This window comes from Kitasatospora sp. NPDC023385 (genome assembly GCF_055664045.1).
Window position 1 is genome coordinate 84540 of the sequence record NZ_JBVOOL010000020.1, and the last position, 17260, is coordinate 101799.

The following is a 17260-nucleotide window of genomic DNA, read 5'->3' on the forward strand; positions in this document are numbered from 1 at the left end:
CGAGTTCGAATCGAACGTTTACTCGATGTACAACAAAGCCTTGATCGAGTCAGCCAACTCCCGAATAATTCACTCGAACGTGTGTTTGGCGCAACCTTTCGATAGGAGGGGCGTTGGGCTGGAAAAGGGGAGAGGACAGCCGTCGAGAGGGGCCGCCGTGAACACGATCGAAAGCAACACCATCCCGGTGCAGGAACACTCCCAGTTCAAGGTGGGGCAGCGCACCAACAATCAGCAGGGTGTGGACATCAGCATGGACCGTAGCGAAGACCGCCGCCTGGCCGGCACGGCCCTTTCCGGCTCGAACCGCGTGCCCGACCAGCCGATCGAACACTCTTCCGCGATGGACGACGCCCACGCCTCACCCACCCGGGCGATGCCCGGCCGCCCCCCCGGCATCCGCACCGACGAGGCCGGCCTCACCGAGCGCCAGCGCCGGGTGATCGAGGTCATCCGGGATTCCGTCCAGCGCCGGGGGTACCCGCCGTCCATGCGCGAGATCGGCCAGGCCGTCGGCCTGTCCAGCACCTCCTCGGTCGCCCACCAGCTGATGGCCCTGGAGCGCAAGGGCTTCCTGCGCCGCGACCCGCACCGCCCGCGCGCCTACGAGGTCCGCGGCGTCGAGGTGGCCCGTCCCAACACCGCCGAGACGGCCGGCCGCCCGTCCACCTCCTACGTGCCGCTGGTGGGCCGGATCGCCGCCGGCGGGCCGATCCTGGCCGAGCAGACGGTCGAGGACGTCTTCCCGCTGCCCCGCCAACTGGTCGGCGAGGGCGAGCTGTTCGCGCTCACCGTGCGCGGCGACTCGATGATCGAGGCGGCCATCTGCGACGGCGACTGGGTCACCGTGCGCCGCCAGCCGGTCGCCGAGAACGGCGACATCGTGGCCGCGATGATCGACGGCGAGGCCACCGTCAAGCGCCTCAAGCGCGAGGACGGCCGGATCTGGCTGATGCCGCACAACCCGGCGTACGAGCCGATCAACGGCGACAACGCGACCATCCTGGGCAAGGTCGTCGCGGTCCTGCGCCGCCTCTGAGCCTCCCGTCGGCCCCGGCATGCCCGGGGCGGGCCCACGGCACCGGGAAGGGGCTCCACCGCGCGTGCGGGGAGCCCCTTCGGCGTCCGCCGGGCCGGGCGGGGCGCAGGGCGCTCCAGCAGCCCCAGCGCCCGCGGCCCGAGCCCCCCGCAGCCCCACTCCAGCCCCGACCTCAGCCCCGCTTCACCACCGGCCGCACCGGCGCGGCCGCGTCGTCGATCGCCGCCAGCGAGCGCCGTACCTGATTGCGGTCCGTGGTGTACCAGAACCCGGGCATCGAGGAGCGGAAGAAGCTCCCGTACCGCTTGGTCTCCACCCGCGGGTCCAGCACCGCCACCACGCCCCGGTCCTCCGCCGCGCGCACCAGCCGGCCCGCGCCCTGTGCCATCAGCAGCGCCGCGTGCGTCGCCGCGACGGCCATGAAGCCGTTGCCGCCACGCTGTTCGACGTCCTTCTGGCGGGCGCTCATCAGCGGGTCGTCCGGCCGCGGGAACGGGATCCGGTCCATCACGACCAGCTGGCAGGCCGAGCCCGGCACGTCCACGCCCTGCCAGAGCGAGAGCGTGCCGAACAGGCAGGTCGTCGCGTCCGAGGCGAACTCGCGGATCAACTCGCCCAGGGTGTCCTCGCCCTGGAGCAGGATCCGGTGGTCCAGCCGCCCGCGCATGGCCTCGGCGGCCGTCTGGGCGCCGCGCATCGAGGAGAACAGGCCCAGTGTCCGCCCGCCGGCCGCGCCGATCAGCTCGGCCAACTCGTCCAGCATGTCCGGCCGTTCGGGATCGCGCCCGGGGTCGGCCAGGTGCTTGGCGACGTACAGGATGCCCTGCTTGGGGTACTTGAACGGCGAGCCGACGTCGATTCCACGCCAGTGCGGCACGGCGTCCTCGCCGAAGCCGGCCTCGGGGTTGTCCCCCGCCGTACGGACGTCGGGCAGCCGCGTCTCGGAGGGCAGGCCGACGGAGGCGGCGACGCCGTTGAAGTCCCCGCCGAGCTTGAGGGTGGCCGAGGTGAGGACGACCGAGCGCTCCTTGTACAGCCCCTCGCGCAGCAGCCCGGACACGCTCAGCGGGGCGACCCGCAGCGAGGCGGTGCCCAGCCCGAAGCGGTCGTTGCGCTCGATCCAGACGACGTCGTACTCGGAGTCCTGCAGCAGCCGGTCGGCGGTCTCGTGCAGCGTCTCGGCCGAGGCCATCGCCTGCTTGCGGACGGCGTCCTCGTCGCTGAGCGCCTTGTCCCTGGTCTCGCCCAGCGAGGTGATCACCTGGCGGGCGGCGTCCCGGATCGCGGTGACCGCGTACGCCAGGTACTCCGGCAGTTCCTCGACCCGGCCGGGCTGGGCGGTCTCCATCAGGCCGTGGAAGTTCTCCGCGGCGGCCTGCAGGGCGTCGACGGCCTTCTCGTTGGCGAGCCGGGCGGCCCGCTTCACCGCCCGGTTGACCGCGCCGACGGTCAGCTCGGCGGTGGCCGCGCCGGTGACCCGGTTGACCAGTTCGTGCGCCTCGTCCACGATCAGCAGCCCGTGCTCGGGCAGCACCGGCGCGCCGTCGATCGCGTCGATGGCGAGCATCGCGTGGTTGGTGACCACGACGTCCGCCAGTTTGGCCCGCTCGCGCGCCTTCTCGGCGAAGCACTCCTGCCCGTACGCGCAGCGGGTGGCGCCGAGGCATTCCTTGGAGGTGACCGCGAGCTGGGCCCAGGCCTTGTCGGAGACGCCGGGGCTCAGGTCGTCGCGGTCGCCGGTCTCGGTCTCGTCGGCCCATTCGCGCAGCCGCAGCACGTCCTGCCCGAGCTTGCCGGTGGGCCCACCGAGCGCGTCCACCGGGTCGAACAGGCCCTCGCCCTCCTCGCTCGGAGTGCCCTCGTTGGCCCGGTGCAGGCACAGGTAGTTGGAGCGGCCCTTGAGCATCGCGAACAGCGGGCGGCGGCGCAGCACCGGGTGCAGCGCCTCGACGGTGCGCGGCAAGTCCCGTTCCACCAGCTGGCGTTGCAGCGCCAGGGTGGCGGTGGCGACCACCACGCGGTCCCCGTGGGCGAGCGCGGGCACCAGGTAGGCCAGGGACTTGCCGGTGCCGGTGCCGGCCTGGACGAGCAGGTGCTCGCCGTGGTCGACGGCGTCGGCGACGGCCTCGGCCATCCGGGCCTGGCCGGGGCGTTCGACGCCGCCGACGGCCGTCACCGCGGCGTGCAGCAGCTCGGGGATCCGTGAGCGCGGGACGGCGACGGTCTCGTCGGCCTCGTCGCCGAGGTCCGCCGCCCGCTGGGATTCGGAGTCGTGGGATTCGGAGTCGTTCGTCATGACCCTCCCAGCCTACGGGGCGGGGGTGACAATCCGGTCCCGTCGTGCGGGCAGCCGCACGTCCACGGCCACCAGAGCGTTCGGCACGGTCCCGAACCGGGCGGCGTGCGGGCGGTGCGGGCGGTCCTGGTAGCCGTCGAGGAGCAGCCGGTTGCGGTTGAGGCAGAGCCGGTCGATCCGGGGCCGGAACAGGTCGAACAGCTCGAAGCGCTCCCGCAGCTCGGGGAAGCGGGCCTGGTGGCGCAGGATCTCGGCGCGCAGCAGCGCCCAGAACTCGGCCTCGGGCAGTCCGGTCTGCGCCTCCAGCAGCGGCGCGAGGTAGCGGAAGACGCCGATGAACAGCCCGGAGTGGATGAACTGGCAGAGCCCCTGCGGGGGCTCCCGCAGCAGCACGTCGGCCACCTCGGCGGGCAGGTCGCTCAGCTCGGGGAGGTCCTGCGCGCTGAGGTTGACGTCGTCCACGAAGTCCTTGACCGCGAGCCGGGCCGGGGTGTCCCGTTCGTCGAAGACGACGATGGCGTTCTCGCCGTGCGGGGAGAAGACCAGCCCGTACCGGTAGAGGAAGTGCAGCAGCGGCGGCAGCATCGCGGCGAACAGCCGGCCGGTCCACTCGGCCGGGGTGAGGCCGGAGCGGGCGATCAGCTCGGCGGCGAGCGCCCGCCCGTCGGAGCCGGTCTGCAGCAGGGCGGCCAGGGTGCGGGCGCGTTCGCCGGCGTCCAGGGCGGGGCCGAGCGGCTCGCGCCAGATCGCGCCCAGCAGTTCCTTGTACTGGTACGGCGCCTCGGGCATCTCCCCGTACAGGGGGTGGTCGACGGTGACGGAGGCGATCTCGCCGAGCAGGATCACCCGGCACTCGTCGCGCAGGAACGGGTCGGCGTCGCGCAGCCCGTGCAGCCAGGCGGTGACGGCGGGCGCGGCGAGGGTGCGTTCGGTGGGCAGGCCGCGCCAGACCAGGGTGTTGAGGATCGACAGCGGCAGTTTGACCGTGCAGCGCTCGGGGTGGGCGGTGTTGAAGAAGGAGCGGATGGACTGCTGGGGGAGCCGTGGGTCGCCGTCCGAGGGCAGCGGGACGATCTCGCCGGAGGCGATCCAGGGCGCGAACAGCGGCAGGATCGTCTCGTCCCACTGCCAGGGGTGGACGGGCAGCAGCAGGTAGTCGTCGGCGTCCGGGCCGAGCGCGGCGCGCAGCGCGTCGACGTCGTCCAGCTCGCGGGCGTACAGCTGCTCGGGCCGCTCCAGGCCGGGCACGCCGCGGTACTCGGCGAGCCGGCGGTGGACGGCGATCCAGGGCAGCGGGCGCGGGCTGCGGGCCTCCGGGGCCCAGCGGGCGGCGTCGCCGGCGGAGAAGCCGATCCGGCCCTTGTTGGGGACGATCCAGGGGTGGCCGCCCTGCCGGCCCTCAAGTGCGGGGTGGTCGAGGTCGGCGAGTTCGGCGGCGGTGAGTGCGGTGGCGAGCTGGCGGGCGTCGGCGGTCAGGGTGGCGGAGAGTTCGCGGATCAGGTGGGCGGTGGTCTCGCCGCGCATCCCGAGCGCCTGCCGGGCGTACGGGAGGAAGCGCAGCGGGTCCAGGCCGTCCGGCTCGGAGCAGCGGATGGACTCCGGGTCGACCTGCCAGCCGTCGTAGGCGCCGCGCCGGGCGGTGAAGCGGTAGTCGAGGCCGGGCAGCGGGAGCAGGTACTCGCCGGGTGCGGCTCCGGGGAGGGGTTTGAGCAGCTGCTCGTAGGCGAACTCGCCGAGCATCTTGGCCAGCAGGGCGCGGCCGGCCCGCTGCCAGTGCCCGGCGGTGAGGTGCGGGGGCAAGTGGAGGGGCGGTTCAGCGGCCGACGGTTGCGGCACGGGTCAGCTCCTGGGGGCGGGGGAGGACGGGGGTCTGTTCGAAGGGCGCGGGGGCGGGCGGCGGGGCGAAGCCGGTCCAGGCGGTGCGGCTGGGCAGCCGGTGGACGGTCCGGCCGGTGACGGCGTTGAGGATCACGGCGGCCCGGTGGGCGCCGAGCCCGAGGTCGGGCGTGCCGACGCCGTGGGTGTGCAGTTCGGCGTTCTGGACGTAGAGGCCCCCGCTGAGCCCCGGCCGGGTGGCGACCCGGTGGTCGAGGTCGACGCGGTAGCGCCCGGCGTCGTCCCAGTCGATCAGGTGGGCGAGGGGTTCCAGCGCGGCCGGACGGGCGGCGCGGTAGCCGGTGGCGAGCACCACGGCGTCGGTGCGCAGCACGTGTTCGGCGCCGGAGTCGGTGTGCCGGCAGCGCAGTTCGAGGCCGCCGCACGGTCCGGGCCGGGCGTCGGTGACGGCGGTGCCGGGGGTGATCTCGACCGGGGCGGTGTCGATCGGGCGGCCGATGGTGCGCTCGTAGAGGTGGTCGTGGATCTCGGCGAGGGTCTCGGCGCTGGCGGCCTTGTGCAGTTGCCACTGGGCGTCGACCAGGGTGTCCCGGACGGGCCCGGGCAGGCTGTGGAAGTAGCGGGTGTAGTCGGGGGTGAAGTGCTCCAGGCCGAGCTTGGAGTACTCCATGGGCGCGAGGGCGCGGGTGCGGGTGAGCCAGCGCAGCCGGACGCCGTCGTCCCCGTGCTGCCGGAGCAGGTCGAGGAAGACCTCGGCGCCGGACTGGCCGCTGCCGACCACGGTGATGTCGCGGGCGCCGGCCAGGCCGGCGCGGCGGTCGAGGTAGTCGGCGGAGTGGAAGGCGCGCGGGTGGCCCGCCAGGGGGGCGAACGCCTCGGGCAGCACGGGCCGGGTACCGACGCCGAGGGCGAGGTTGCGCGCCCGGACGACGGAACGCCGCCCGGTCGCGGTGTCGGTCAGTTCGGCGCGGTAGCAGGGGCCGTCCTCCGGTGTCGCGGCCCAGTGCAGGGCGGTGACCTCGGTGCCGAAGCGGCAGTTGGCCAGCCGCTCGGCGGCCCAGCGGCAGTAGTGGTCGTACTCGCGGCGCGGCAGTTGGAAGCGCTCGGCGAAGTAGAACGGGAACAGCCGGTCCTGGTCGCGCAGGTAGTTGAGGAAGGACCACGGGTTGGTCGGGTCCACCAGGGAGACCAGGTCGGCGAGGAACGGCACCTGCATCCGGGCTCCGTCCACCAGCATCCCGTGGTGCCAGCGGAACTCCGGGCGCTGATCGCAGAAGAGCGTGCGCAGGCCGGGGACGGGCTCGGCGAGCGCGGCGAGCGAGAGGTTGAACGGGCCGATGCCGACGCCGAGCAGGTCGTACGGCGGCGGGGAGGCTGGGGTGTCCACGGGGTGTCCTAGGCGGGGTCGGGGTCGGGGCCGGGGCCGGGCGCTCTCGGGCCAGGCGAGTCGGGCCAGGGGCCGGGCAGGTCGGGCTAGGCAGGGCAGGTCGGGCTAGGCAGGGCCGGGGCCAGGCGCGGTCGGAACCAGCCGCGGTCGTGGCCGGGTCGGCGGCAGGGCCCGGGTGCGCACCATCAGGGCGGCGCGCTTGTCGGGCAGGTCGAGTTCGCCGGCCGTCCGGAATCCGGCCCGTTCGAAGGCCCGGACCGAGCGCCGGTTGCGGACGTCCGGTTCGGCGACCACCCGTTCGCAGCGCGGGCGGCGGCGCAGGATCCGCTCCGCGAGGGCGGCCAGCAGGACGGCGCCCAGCCCCTGGCCGCGGCTGGCGGCGGGGCCGAGCAGCAGGTGGACGCCGGTGTCGTGCGGGCGGGCGGGGTAGTGCGCGGCCAGCGGGTCGAGGTCGGCGCGGTACACCTCCCAGTAGCTCATCGGTTCGCCGTCGAGCAGGCCGAGGCACGGGACGCTGCGGCCGTCGCCGTCCAGTTGGGCCCGCAGGTGCCCTGCGGTGCGTTCCGGCGGTCCGGCGAGCTCCCAGAAGGCGGCGACCTCGGGGTCGTTCATCCACCGGGCGAGCAGGTCCAGGTCGGCGGGCAGCCGGACCGGGCTGAGCTCGAACTCGCCGGCCGGGGTGGGGATCGCGCCCCACCCGGGCAGGTCGTCCTGCATCAGGCACCCGCCACCGGGTTGGGGATGTCCACGTACACGGACTGGGTGGCGACCGGGCCGACCAGCTCGTCCAGGCCGTTGATCCGGGTGAGCAGGTTGGCCTTGCAGGGCAGCGTGGGCGCGTCCAGCAGCAGCGCGGGCAGCGCCGAGCCGGTGGCGGCGGCGGCCGGTCCGGCCAGGAAGCGGCGCAGTGCCGCCAACAGCACCGCCTCGTCGGCCAGTTGCTGGGAGCCGAAGGCGCCGATCAGGCCGAGGACGTGGTTGATGCCGAGGTAGTAGGCGAAGTGGTGGTCGATCACCGGGTCGGGCAGGAAGGTGTCGCTGTCGGCGCCGAGCCCGGGCAGCCGGGCGGTGAGCCGGGCGGCGGCGCTCTCCCGGTAGTAGTAGCCCTGGTTGTCGCGGTAGCGGCCGCCGTTCGGCCAGCCTTCGGCGTCCAGCAGGACCAGGCTGTTCTGCTGGTGCGCCTCCAGGGCGATGCCGGCCCGGCCGTCCAGCCAGAGGATGGGCAGCACGACGGCGTCCAGGTAGCGCAGGAACCATTCGGCGGCCACCGTCGACAGCGGCCGGCCGCAGCGCGCGGCGAGCGCCCGCAGGGTGTCGCCGAGCCGGGAGGGCACGGTGTCGCCGGTGCCGAGCGGCTGTTCGGCGACCAGTCCGGCGACGCACAGCGCGCGCTCGGCGGGGGCGAAGGGCTGGGCGCGCAGCACGGTGTCGAATCCGCCCGGGTCGCCGAGCGCCGGGTGGTCGACGCCGATCCAGGCCGGGTCGCGGACGATGTCGAAGCCGGGGTGGGCGGCCCGCCACTCGGCGGCCAGCCCGCTCTCCAGCAGCCGGTGCATCTCCAGGCCGCGGTGCAGTTCCTTGCGCAGGTTCTCCCGGCGGGAGTTGGTGATCCGCAGGCCGAGCGAGAGCTTGAGCATCCACGGGGTGCCGGGCCGGTAGACGGTGCGCACCGAGGAGGTGGGGTGCCAGGGTTCGCCGGCCGGGCCGAGGTCGTGCAGCAGTCCGTCGGCGAGCAGGGCGGCGACGGCCGGGCGGTGGGCGAGTTCGCGGGCCTGCCAGGGGTGCAGCGGCAGGGCGGCGGTGCCGGGCGGCAGCGCGAGGGCGCCGCCGAGCAGGCCGGCGGTGAGCTGTTCGGCGCTCTCGGCGGCGGCGGAGCCCGCGGCGAGCAGTGCGCGGTCCACGGCGTACCAGTGGAGCGGGAAGGAGCCGTGCAGTTCGGGCGAGTAGGCGGCGCTCTGGGCCGGGCCGAGGCCGTCGCGGCTCTTCGGGGTGGGGTGCAGGGGGTGGCCGAGCAGCAGGGACTGCTCGGCGGCGAGGAAGCGGGAGCGCTCCGGGCCGCCGGGCGCGGCGGCGGTGCGGCGGTGGGCGAGGATCTCGGCGGTGCGGACGACCGAGTCGGCGACCCGGGCGGCGAGGTCGGCGACCTGCCCGGGGTCGGGCCGGTCGGCGGCCGCGGCGGCGAGCAGCGCGGCCGCGGTGACGGCGTCCACGGGGGCGGCGCACTCGTCCGCTGCGGCGGCGGTTCCGCCCGCCGTGAGGGTGGCGGGGCCGAAGCGGTGCCAGCCGCCGGGCGACCAGTAGCGGACGGCGGCGGTGAGCCGGGCGGCGCCGCCGAGGACGGCGATCCGCAGCCGCCCGTCCGGGCCGGGGCGGGCGCCGGTCTCCCGGGTCCAGCACCGCAACAGGGCTTCCAGCGCGGCCTGTTCGGCGGCGACGGCCGGGTCGGGGTGCAGCAGCGGGTCGGGCTCGGCGGCGGACCGCAGCACGGACAGCGGCGGCTCGGGCGGGGCTCCGGTGAGGGCGGTGCTCAAGGCTGCTCCTTGGGACGCGTGGGGGTGCCGACGCGCACGGGTGGAGGGGGAACCGGCGGGCGCTCGTGCCGTCGCGTCAGGTAAGGGTTACCTATCCCTGACGGGTGATCACAAGGACGGCTCACTCGTCCGAGTGAAGATCGGTGATTGTCCACCACCGCCGAGGGAGGCCCTGCTGTGCCAACGAGCCGAACGGGTCCGCGTCACGGATCGGTGACCTCCGGCCGGCGCCGGAACCCAGGGGGCGGGCACCGTCGTCCTCGTCGGCGATGGAAGACTCCGGGACGGTGCCCCGCCGTACCACGGACGGGCCGGACGCGGCTGGACCGGCCGGCCCCGGACCGACCGAGCAGACACCGCACAGGCGGAGACCGCCCGAGCAGACACCGCCCAGGCAGACACCACCCGAACAGACACCGCACCGAGCACAGGGGGAAGCGCACACATGCCAACGATCCACCGGTCAGCCCTGGCCGCCGCCGTGGTCGCCGGAACCCTGATCGCCGTGAGCGCCTGCGGGCCGGACGGCCCGGCTGGCGACGGGGCAGGCACCGCCGCGCCGCCGCCCTCCTCGGCCGGGGCGGCCGGCGGCACCGCCGGAGGCGGCCCGATCGGCGGCATCACCCTGCCGTCGGGCCTGCCGACCAGCCTGCTGGAGGGCCTGCCGAGGACCTGGGACGACCTGAAGAAGTGGAAGTTCGAGGACTGGGACACCTGGGCGTCCAAACACGTCTTCCACAACCCGGTGGTGAAGGACTTCTGGGATCCGGACAAGATGGGCGACTCCAAGCCCGCCGAACCGGCCCCGCCCACCGCCAAGCCCTCCCCGGCCACGGCCAAGCCCTCCCCCGCCGCCACCGGCCCCGGTCCCGGCCCCGCCGCCGACGACGGCGTGACGGACCCGGATCCGCCGGTGGTCAAGGCCCTGGCGGTGCCCCGCCCGTACACCGGGCAGCCCTCCGGCAAGGTGTTCTTCTCCGCCCAGGGCGGGCGCGGCAACTGCTCGGCGACGGTGATCACCGACCCGCAGCACCCGGGCCGGAGCAACCTGGTGTGGACGGCCGGCCACTGCGTGCACGAGGGCAAGGGCGGCAACTTCTACAAGGACCTGGTGTTCGTGCCCGCCTACAACAACTCGGGCGCCTCCAGCGGCGGCCGGAAGGCCCCGCTGTCCGAGCTGGCCCCGCTCGGCACGTGGTGGGCCGACCAGGTCACCGCCTCGCCGCAGTGGATGGTCGAGGGCGGCGGCACCGGCGACGCCGCCAACCAGTACGACTTCGCCGTCATGCGGGTGCGCAACCAGAACGACCCCGGCAAGTCCCTGGAGGAGACGGTCGGTTCGGCCGTCCCGGTGTGGTTCGACGCCCCGCGCGACAAGATCGCCGTGTCGGCCGTCGGCTACCCGCTCCTCAAGCCGTTCGACGGCCAGGAGCTGTACAAGTGCGACGGCGGCAAGCCGACCCGGCTCTCCTTCGACGCCAAGCGCCCCTCGATGCTCACCATCGGCTGCACCATGACCCAGGGCGCCAGCGGCGGCGGCTGGTTCGCCACCATGCCGGACGGGAGGACCGCCCTGGTCAGCAACACCTCGATCGGCACCCAGGAGCACACCTCGCTGAGCGGCCCGTACCTGGAGGCGGTCGCCAGGCAGGCCCTGGACTGGATCTCCAGGAAGCCGTAGCCACCGCAGGGAACGGGGGCCGGCGGCACGGCACACGCGCCACGACACAGCCGGCACGGACACACGCGCCACGGACACAGCCGCCGCAGGCGCACGCAGTACGGAACGACCAGCACAGCACGGGGGACGATGCAGCATGCCGAGAACCACCAGCCGGGGGCGCCGGGCCACGACACCCCGCGCCGCACTGCTCGCCGTCTTCGCCCTCGCCCTCGCCACGGCCGCCTGCGGCCCGGACGGCCCCGCCAGGCCCGCCGCCCCGCCCCCCGCCCTGCCCAGGTCCGCGCCCACCAGCCTGGGCGACCTGACGGGCTGGAAGCTGGAGGACTGGACGAGGTACGTCGCCGACAGCGGGTTCGCCAACGACGCGGCGCCCGGCGCCTGGACGGCCGCCCGGATGGACGCCGCCAAGCCCCGGCCCACCCCGGACTACTCCCTCGCCTCCCCCGCCGCCCCCGGGGTCGAGCGGGACGCCGCGCCCGCCGCCGTCCCGGCCAAACCGCAGCCGCACCCGTACGGCCAGGCTGCCGCCCTGGTGGGCCGGCTCTTCATGACCACGCCGCAGGGCGACGCGGCCTGCTCCGCCACCGTGGTCTCCGACCCGGTCAACCCCGGCCGCAGCAACCTCGTCTACACCGCCGCGCACTGCCTGCACGACGGCAAGGGCGGCGGCTGGCTGAAGAACCTGGTCTTCGTGCCCGGCTTCAACCGGGACGGCCAGGCCGCCCACGGCAAGCCGTACTCCGACCGGCAGGCCGCCCCGTACGGCCGGTGGACGGCGGTGCGGGCACTGGTGTCGCCGACCTGGCTGCAGGAGAGCGGCGTCGGCGCCCACAGCCAGTTCGACTACGGGATCGTCCGGGTGCGCGGCGAGGGCGACTCCGGCCCGTCGTTGGAGGAGGCGGTCGGCGGCTCGGTCCCGATCTGGTTCAACGCCCCGCGCGACCAGATCACCTCGGCCGCCGCGTACGGCTACCCGGCCGAGCGGCCCTTCGACGGCATGGAGCTCGACCACTGCGACTCGCCCGTCCCGCCCGGCCAGCTCTCCTTCGACCGGTCCCGCCCGCCGATGTACGTGATCGGCTGCACCATGACCGCCGGCTCCGGCGGCGGCGGCTGGTTCGTCACCAGGGACGGCAAGCCGAACCTGGTCAGCGTCGGCGCGCTCGGCGACCGCAACCCGGCCGGCTTCCAGGCCGGCCCCTCGCTGCAGGACCAGGCGAAGCAGGCCTTCGACTACTTCGCCAAGAACGTCAGGTGACCGCCGGAACGCACCCCCGGAACAAGCCCCCGGAACGCACCCTCCGAAAGGTCACCGGAGCATGCGCGGGCCCCCGGGACCGTGGACCGGTCCCGGGGGCCTGCGTACGCCTGCGCCTCAGCCCTGCAGGGCCACCGCGAAGTACTCCAGCTCGGCGGCCAGCTCGGCCGGCACCTTGGCGTGCAGCAGCGTGCCCTCGCCGTTGTGCTCGGCGGAGAGCAGTTCGCCCTCGGCGTGCACCCGGGAGACCAGCGCCCCCTGGGTGTACGGCACCAGCGCCCGCACCTCGACGGCCGGGCGCGGCAGCTCGTCGTCGATGAGCTGCAGCAGCTCGTCCATGCCCGCGCCGGTGCGGGCCGACACCACGATGGCGTGCGGCTCGCGGCGCAGCAGGCGCTGCAGGACGTGCGGGTCGGCGGCGTCCGCCTTGTTGATCACGACGATCTCCGGCACGTTCTGCGCGTCGACCGAGACGATGACCTCGCGGACGGCGGCCAGCTGCGTCTCCGGCTCGGGGTGCGAGCCGTCGACCACGTGCAGGATGAGGTCCGCGTCGGCGACCTCCTCCATGGTGGAGCGGAAGGCCTCGACCAGGTGGTGCGGCAGGTGCCGGACGAAGCCGACCGTGTCGGCGAGGGTGTAGACCCGCCCGCTCGGCGTCTGGGCCCGGCGCACGGTCGGGTCCAGGGTGGCGAACAGCGAGTTCTCCACCAGCACGCCCGCGCCGGTGAGCCGGTTGAGCAGGGAGGACTTGCCGGCGTTGGTGTACCCGGCGATCGCGACGGACGGCACCTGGTGGCGCTTGCGCTCCTGGCGCTTGGTGTCGCGGCCCTTCTTCATGTCGGCGATCTCCCGGCGGAGCTTCGCCATCTTCTCGCGGATCCGGCGCCGGTCGGTCTCGATCTTGGTCTCACCGGGGCCACGGGTGGCCATGCCGCCGCCGGACGAGCCGGCGCCGCCGCCGCCCATCTGCCGGGACAGCGACTGACCCCAGCCGCGCAGCCGCGGCAGCATGTACTGCATCTGCGCGAGCGAGACCTGCGCCTTGCCCTCCCGGGACTTGGCGTGCTGGGCGAAGATGTCCAGGATCAGGGCCGTCCGGTCGACGACCTTGACCTTGACCACGTCCTCCAGGTGGATCAGCTGGCCGGGGGTGAGCTCACCGTCGCAGACCACGGTGTCGGCGCCGGTCGAGGCGACGATGTCGCGCAGCTCCTTCGCCTTGCCGGAGCCGATGTAGGTGGCCGCGTCGGGCTTGTCGCGGCGCTGGATGAGGCCTTCCAGGACCTCGGAGCCGGCCGTCTCGGCGAGCGCGGCGAGCTCCGCCATGGAGTTCTCCGCCTCCTCCAGCGTGCCGTCCGTCCAGACGCCGACGAGCACCACGCGCTCCAGGCGGAGCTGGCGGTACTCGACCTCGGTGACGTCTTCGAGTTCGGTGGAGAGGCCGGCGACCCGGCGCAGGGCGGCTCGCTCGCTGCGGTCGTACTGGTCGCCGTCGTAGTGGTCACCGCGGTCCTCGTCGATGGCCGCGAGGTCCTCGTCCATGAGGGCTTCCGCCCGCAGGCCGTCGATGCGGCGCGGAGCGTCGGTCTGGTCGTCGCGGGTGTCGAACGTGGAGGTCATTCTGTCCTTTGGCTGCTGGTACGGGTGGGCCTTCGGGGACCGTTCGAGCGGTCCCCTGGGGAGTGTGCCCAGCTGCCGCCCCGGCTACCGTCCGGGCGGGGGTGAGCTGTCCCTCGGGTCCCCGTGCCACCGGGGCTCCTCTGCCCTGTGAACGCCGCGGACCGGCCGTGAATTCCCCACGATGGTCGCACGCCGGGTGCGGGCCGGTCATCCCCATTTCCCTAGGGCCACCGGGCCGGGGCCGCCGGCCGCACTGCCGGGCCCGCTCAGGCCCCGTAGGGCCGGACCCGCCCCCGGCCCGGCCGTACGGGCCGGCTAGCGCCCGTCCCCGGGGGCGTGCGGCCGGCTCACGTCGTACACCCCGGAGACCCGCAGCATCGCCCGCATCAGCCCGCGCAGCGCGCCCGGCTCGGGCAGCTCCACGGTGTAGGTGTGCCGGACCCGGGACTCCTGCGGCGGCTCGACCTCGGCCGCGACGATGCCGACGCCCTGGGCGGAGATCGCCGCGGTGAGGTCGGCGAGCAGCCGGGGGCGGTTGAGCGCCTCGGCCCGCAGGGTGGCCCGGTGCCCGCTCGCGGGGGCGTCCTGCGGCTGCCAGTGGACTTCCAGCGCGGGCCGTCCGTCCGCCCGCATCCGCTCCCCGGCCGGGCAGCCGGCGCGGTGCACGGCCACCGCGCCGCCGCGGATGGCGTAGCCGGTTACCTCGTCCGGCGGTACCGGCGTGCAGCAGCGTGCCAGCCGTACGGTCGCCCCGGGGCGTCCGGTCACGGTGACGGGGGCGGCCCGCTTCTCGGCGCTCGGGCGGCCGGGCGGGGCGGGTTGGGCACCCGCCGGGCCGGTGCGGACGGCCGGCGGCCGGGCCGGCGGGTCGGCCAGCCAGCGTTCGATGGCGAGCCGGGCGGCGGGGGTGCGGGCGTGTGCGAGCCACTCGGGGGCGGGGCCGGAGGGCTGTCCGCCGCCGGGCGGGAGGGTCTCGGTGAGCACGTCGATCAGGTCGCCGTCCTGCAGCACGGTGGAGAGCGCGCTGAGCCGGCCGTTGACCCGGACGCCGACGCATCGGTGGCCGGTCTCCTCGCCGAGCAGGTAGGCCGCGTCGACGCAGGTCGCGCCGGCCCTCAGCTGAAGCGTTTCGCCGTTCTCGGTCACCACGGTGATCTCGCGGTCGCCGGCCAGGTCGGCGGTGAGCGTGGACCAGAAGGCGTCCGGGTCGGGTGTCTCCTGCTGCCATTCCAGCAGCCGGCTCAGCCAGCCGGGCCGGGCCGGGTCGGTGCGGTCCAGTTCGTCGGTGTCCGGCGCGGCGGCGCCCGGGGACGGGTCGCCGAGGGCGACGACGCCGGTCTCGGCCACCTCGTGCATCCGCCGGGTGCGGACCAGCACCTCGACGACCGCGCCGCCGTCCAGCGCCACCGCGGTGTGCAGCGACTGGTAGAGGTTGAACTTGGGCGCGGCGACGAAGTCCTTGAACTCGCCGGGAAGCGGCGTCCAGCAGGTGTGCAGTTCACCGAGCACGGCGTAGCAGTCGGCGTTCTCCTCGACCACCACCAGCAGCCGCCCGAAGTCGGCCGGCCGCGGCGCCCGGGGCCCCCCGTCCGGCCCGGGGCCGCCGGACCGCTTGAGCAGCACCCGGTGCAGCGACACGCAGTGCCGGGGCCGTACGGTCACCTCGGCGGCCACCCCGGCCTCGGCCAGCTGGCGGGCCAGTTGCCGGGCGAAGGGCTCCAGCAGGGTGTCCGGCTCGGCCTCGTGACCGGCCGTGAGGGCGCGGGTGCGGGCGTACTCCTCGGGGTGCAGGGTGGCGAAGACGATGTCCTCCAGCTCCGCCTTGAGCACCTGGATGCCGAGCCGTTCGGCCAGCGGGATCAGCACGTCCCGGGTGACCTTGGCGATCCGCACCTGGCTGGCCGGCTTCATGTGCCGGATGGTGCGCATGTTGTGCAGCCGGTCGGCCAGTTTGATCACCATCACCCGGACGTCGTCCCCGGTGGCGACTAGCATCTTGCGGAAGGTCTCGGCCTCGGCGGCGGCGCCGAAGTCGACCTTCTCCAGTTTCGTCACCCCGTCGACCAGGTAGGCGACTTCGGGGCCGAACCCGGCACCCACCTGGTCGAGCGTCAACTCGGTGTCCTCGACGGTGTCGTGGAGCAGTGAGGCGACCAAGGTGGTGGTCCCGGCGCCGAGTTGGGCCAGGATCATGGTGACGGCCAGCGGGTGGGTGATGTACGGCTCGCCGCTCTTGCGCTTCTGGCCGCGGTGGCTGGCCTCGGCGAGCCGGTAGGCCCGGGCGAGCAGGCCGAGGTCGGCCTGCGGGTGGTGCAGGCGGTGGACCCGGACGAGCGGTTCCAGGGCGTCCGGCACGAGCGGTCGGCCGGTGGCCAGTAACGCCGCCCGCCCGGCCCGGCCGAGGGCGGCCCGGCCGAGCTCTCCGAGGGGCCTCCTGGCCCCTCCCTGCCGTACGGTCGTCGGCTGCCCCGTCAGGGACTGCCCGGCTTCGATGGTCATCGGCACCTCCGGCAACGGTCGCCGGGTGCTGCCCCTCCCCATGGGGTGACCCGGTGGTCCATGCTACCGAGCAGAGCACGTTCCGCGACGCCGTGGATCCCGTCCGCGACCGGTATCACCCGATCGGGGGGATTCGTCGCCGTACGAAATGGGCAAACGGGGCGGTCAGCTCCGGCTCAGCGATGCCCACCAGCGCTCGTCGAGCCGCCCTTCGGCCACGATCACCGCGGGCCCGGCCATCTCGACCCGGCCGTCCGGGTGCTCGGTGACGACCAGTCGGCCGCCCAGCACGTCCACGGTGTACGCGGCGGCCTCGCCGGTGACCGCCGGGTCGGCGCCGTCCCGGCGGATCGCGGCCACCGCGACGGCGCAGGCGCCGGTGCCGCAGGAGCGGGTCTCGCCCGAGCCGCGCTCGTGCACCCGCATCGCGACGTGCCGCGGCCCGCGGTCCACCACGAACTCGACGTTGACGCCCTCGGGGTAGACGCCCTCGGGGCTGGTGAGCGGCGCGGTCCGCAGCTCGCCGGCGTGGTCCAGGCTCTCCACGAAGGCCACCGCGTGCGGGTTGCCCATGTTGACGTTCAGCGCCGGCCAGCGGCGCTCGCCGACGGCGACCTCGACGCCGTCCGGGCCGGGCAGCCGGGCCCGGCCCATGTCGATGGTGACGTCGCCGGGCGTGCCGTCCCCGGCGGCCGGCGCGACGTACGCGGTGAGCACCCCGGAGCGGGTGGCGACCGCCATCCCGCCGGGCTCGGCCAGGCCGGCCTCGACCAGGAAGCGGGCGAAGACCCGCAGGCCGTTGCCGCACATCTCGGCGATGCTGCCGTCGGAGTTGCGGTAGTCCATGAACCACTCGGCGCGGTCGGCCATCCCCGCGGCGGCCGGGTCCGCGGCCGCGCGCACCACGCGCAGCAGCCCGTCCCCGCCGATGCCGGCCCGGCGGTCGCACAGCGCGGCGACGGCCCCGGGGCCGAGCTCCAGGGCCCCGTCCGGGTCCGGGAGGATGACGAAGTCGTTCTGGGTGCCGTGCCCCTTGAAGAAGGGGATGCCGCCCTGCGGGGAGGAGGGGGAAGAGGATGCGCTCACCCTCCCGATGGTACTGAGGGC

General features: G+C 74.5%; 11 protein-coding genes. 3 read left to right on the forward strand and 8 right to left on the reverse strand.

Features of this window, described 5'->3' with window-relative positions:
* The first annotated feature begins 343 nt into the window (after positions 1-343).
* Entirely contained in the window at positions 344-1039 is a 696-nt protein-coding gene (gene lexA / locus AC0B61_RS27230; protein ID WP_471743603.1) for a transcriptional repressor LexA, read from the forward strand.
* 172 nt (positions 1040-1211) lie between these two features.
* Here lexA and AC0B61_RS27235 read toward each other — a convergent pair whose 3' ends face one another.
* From AC0B61_RS27235 to AC0B61_RS27255, 5 genes are all read right to left on the reverse strand, one after another.
* Complete coding sequence (locus AC0B61_RS27235; protein ID WP_471743521.1) at positions 1212-3335, reverse strand: ATP-dependent DNA helicase; 2124 nt, start codon at positions 3333-3335, stop codon at positions 1212-1214.
* 12 nt (positions 3336-3347) lie between these two features.
* Positions 3348-5171, reverse strand: coding sequence for an IucA/IucC family protein (locus tag AC0B61_RS27240; protein ID WP_471743523.1), 1824 nt, complete (start codon positions 5169-5171; stop codon positions 3348-3350).
* Positions 5149-6558: a lysine N(6)-hydroxylase/L-ornithine N(5)-oxygenase family protein gene (locus AC0B61_RS27245; RefSeq protein ID WP_471743525.1), complete on the reverse strand. Its 1410-nt coding sequence runs from the start codon at positions 6556-6558 to the stop codon at positions 5149-5151. Before AC0B61_RS27245 ends, AC0B61_RS27240 begins: the two co-directional genes overlap by 23 nt.
* Positions 6559-6663: 105 nt before the next feature.
* A complete protein-coding gene (locus AC0B61_RS27250) occupies positions 6664-7383 on the reverse strand; it encodes a GNAT family N-acetyltransferase (protein ID WP_471743605.1) in 720 nt (239 codons plus the stop codon).
* A complete protein-coding gene (locus AC0B61_RS27255) occupies positions 7275-9089 on the reverse strand; it encodes an IucA/IucC family protein (protein ID WP_471743526.1) in 1815 nt (604 codons plus the stop codon). Before AC0B61_RS27255 ends, AC0B61_RS27250 begins: the two co-directional genes overlap by 109 nt.
* Before the next feature lie 445 nt (positions 9090-9534).
* On the opposite strand from AC0B61_RS27255, the gene AC0B61_RS27260 reads away from it, so the two are divergent.
* Positions 9535-10770 (forward strand): trypsin-like serine peptidase, encoded by a 1236-nt coding sequence (locus AC0B61_RS27260; protein ID WP_471743528.1) that lies wholly within the window; start codon positions 9535-9537, stop codon positions 10768-10770.
* Positions 10771-10906: 136 nt separating this feature from the next.
* Positions 10907-12031 (forward strand): trypsin-like serine peptidase, encoded by a 1125-nt coding sequence (locus tag AC0B61_RS27265; protein WP_471743530.1) that lies wholly within the window; start codon positions 10907-10909, stop codon positions 12029-12031.
* Positions 12032-12148: 117 nt separating this feature from the next.
* Here AC0B61_RS27265 and hflX read toward each other — a convergent pair whose 3' ends face one another.
* The 3 genes from hflX to dapF all read right to left on the reverse strand — a co-directional run bounded on the left by hflX (position 12149) and on the right by dapF (position 17239).
* The gene (hflX, locus tag AC0B61_RS27270; protein ID WP_471743532.1) at positions 12149-13654 is read right to left on the reverse strand and encodes a GTPase HflX; all 1506 of its coding nucleotides are present in this window, start codon (positions 13652-13654) and stop codon (positions 12149-12151) included.
* A 315-nt stretch (positions 13655-13969) separates the two neighbouring features.
* Positions 13970-16153 (reverse strand): RelA/SpoT family protein, encoded by a 2184-nt coding sequence (locus tag AC0B61_RS27275; protein WP_471743534.1) that lies wholly within the window; start codon positions 16151-16153, stop codon positions 13970-13972.
* A 165-nt stretch (positions 16154-16318) separates the two neighbouring features.
* Positions 16319-17239, reverse strand: coding sequence for a diaminopimelate epimerase (gene dapF / locus AC0B61_RS27280; protein WP_471743535.1), 921 nt, complete (start codon positions 17237-17239; stop codon positions 16319-16321).
* Between the last annotated feature and the right edge of the window lie 21 nt (positions 17240-17260).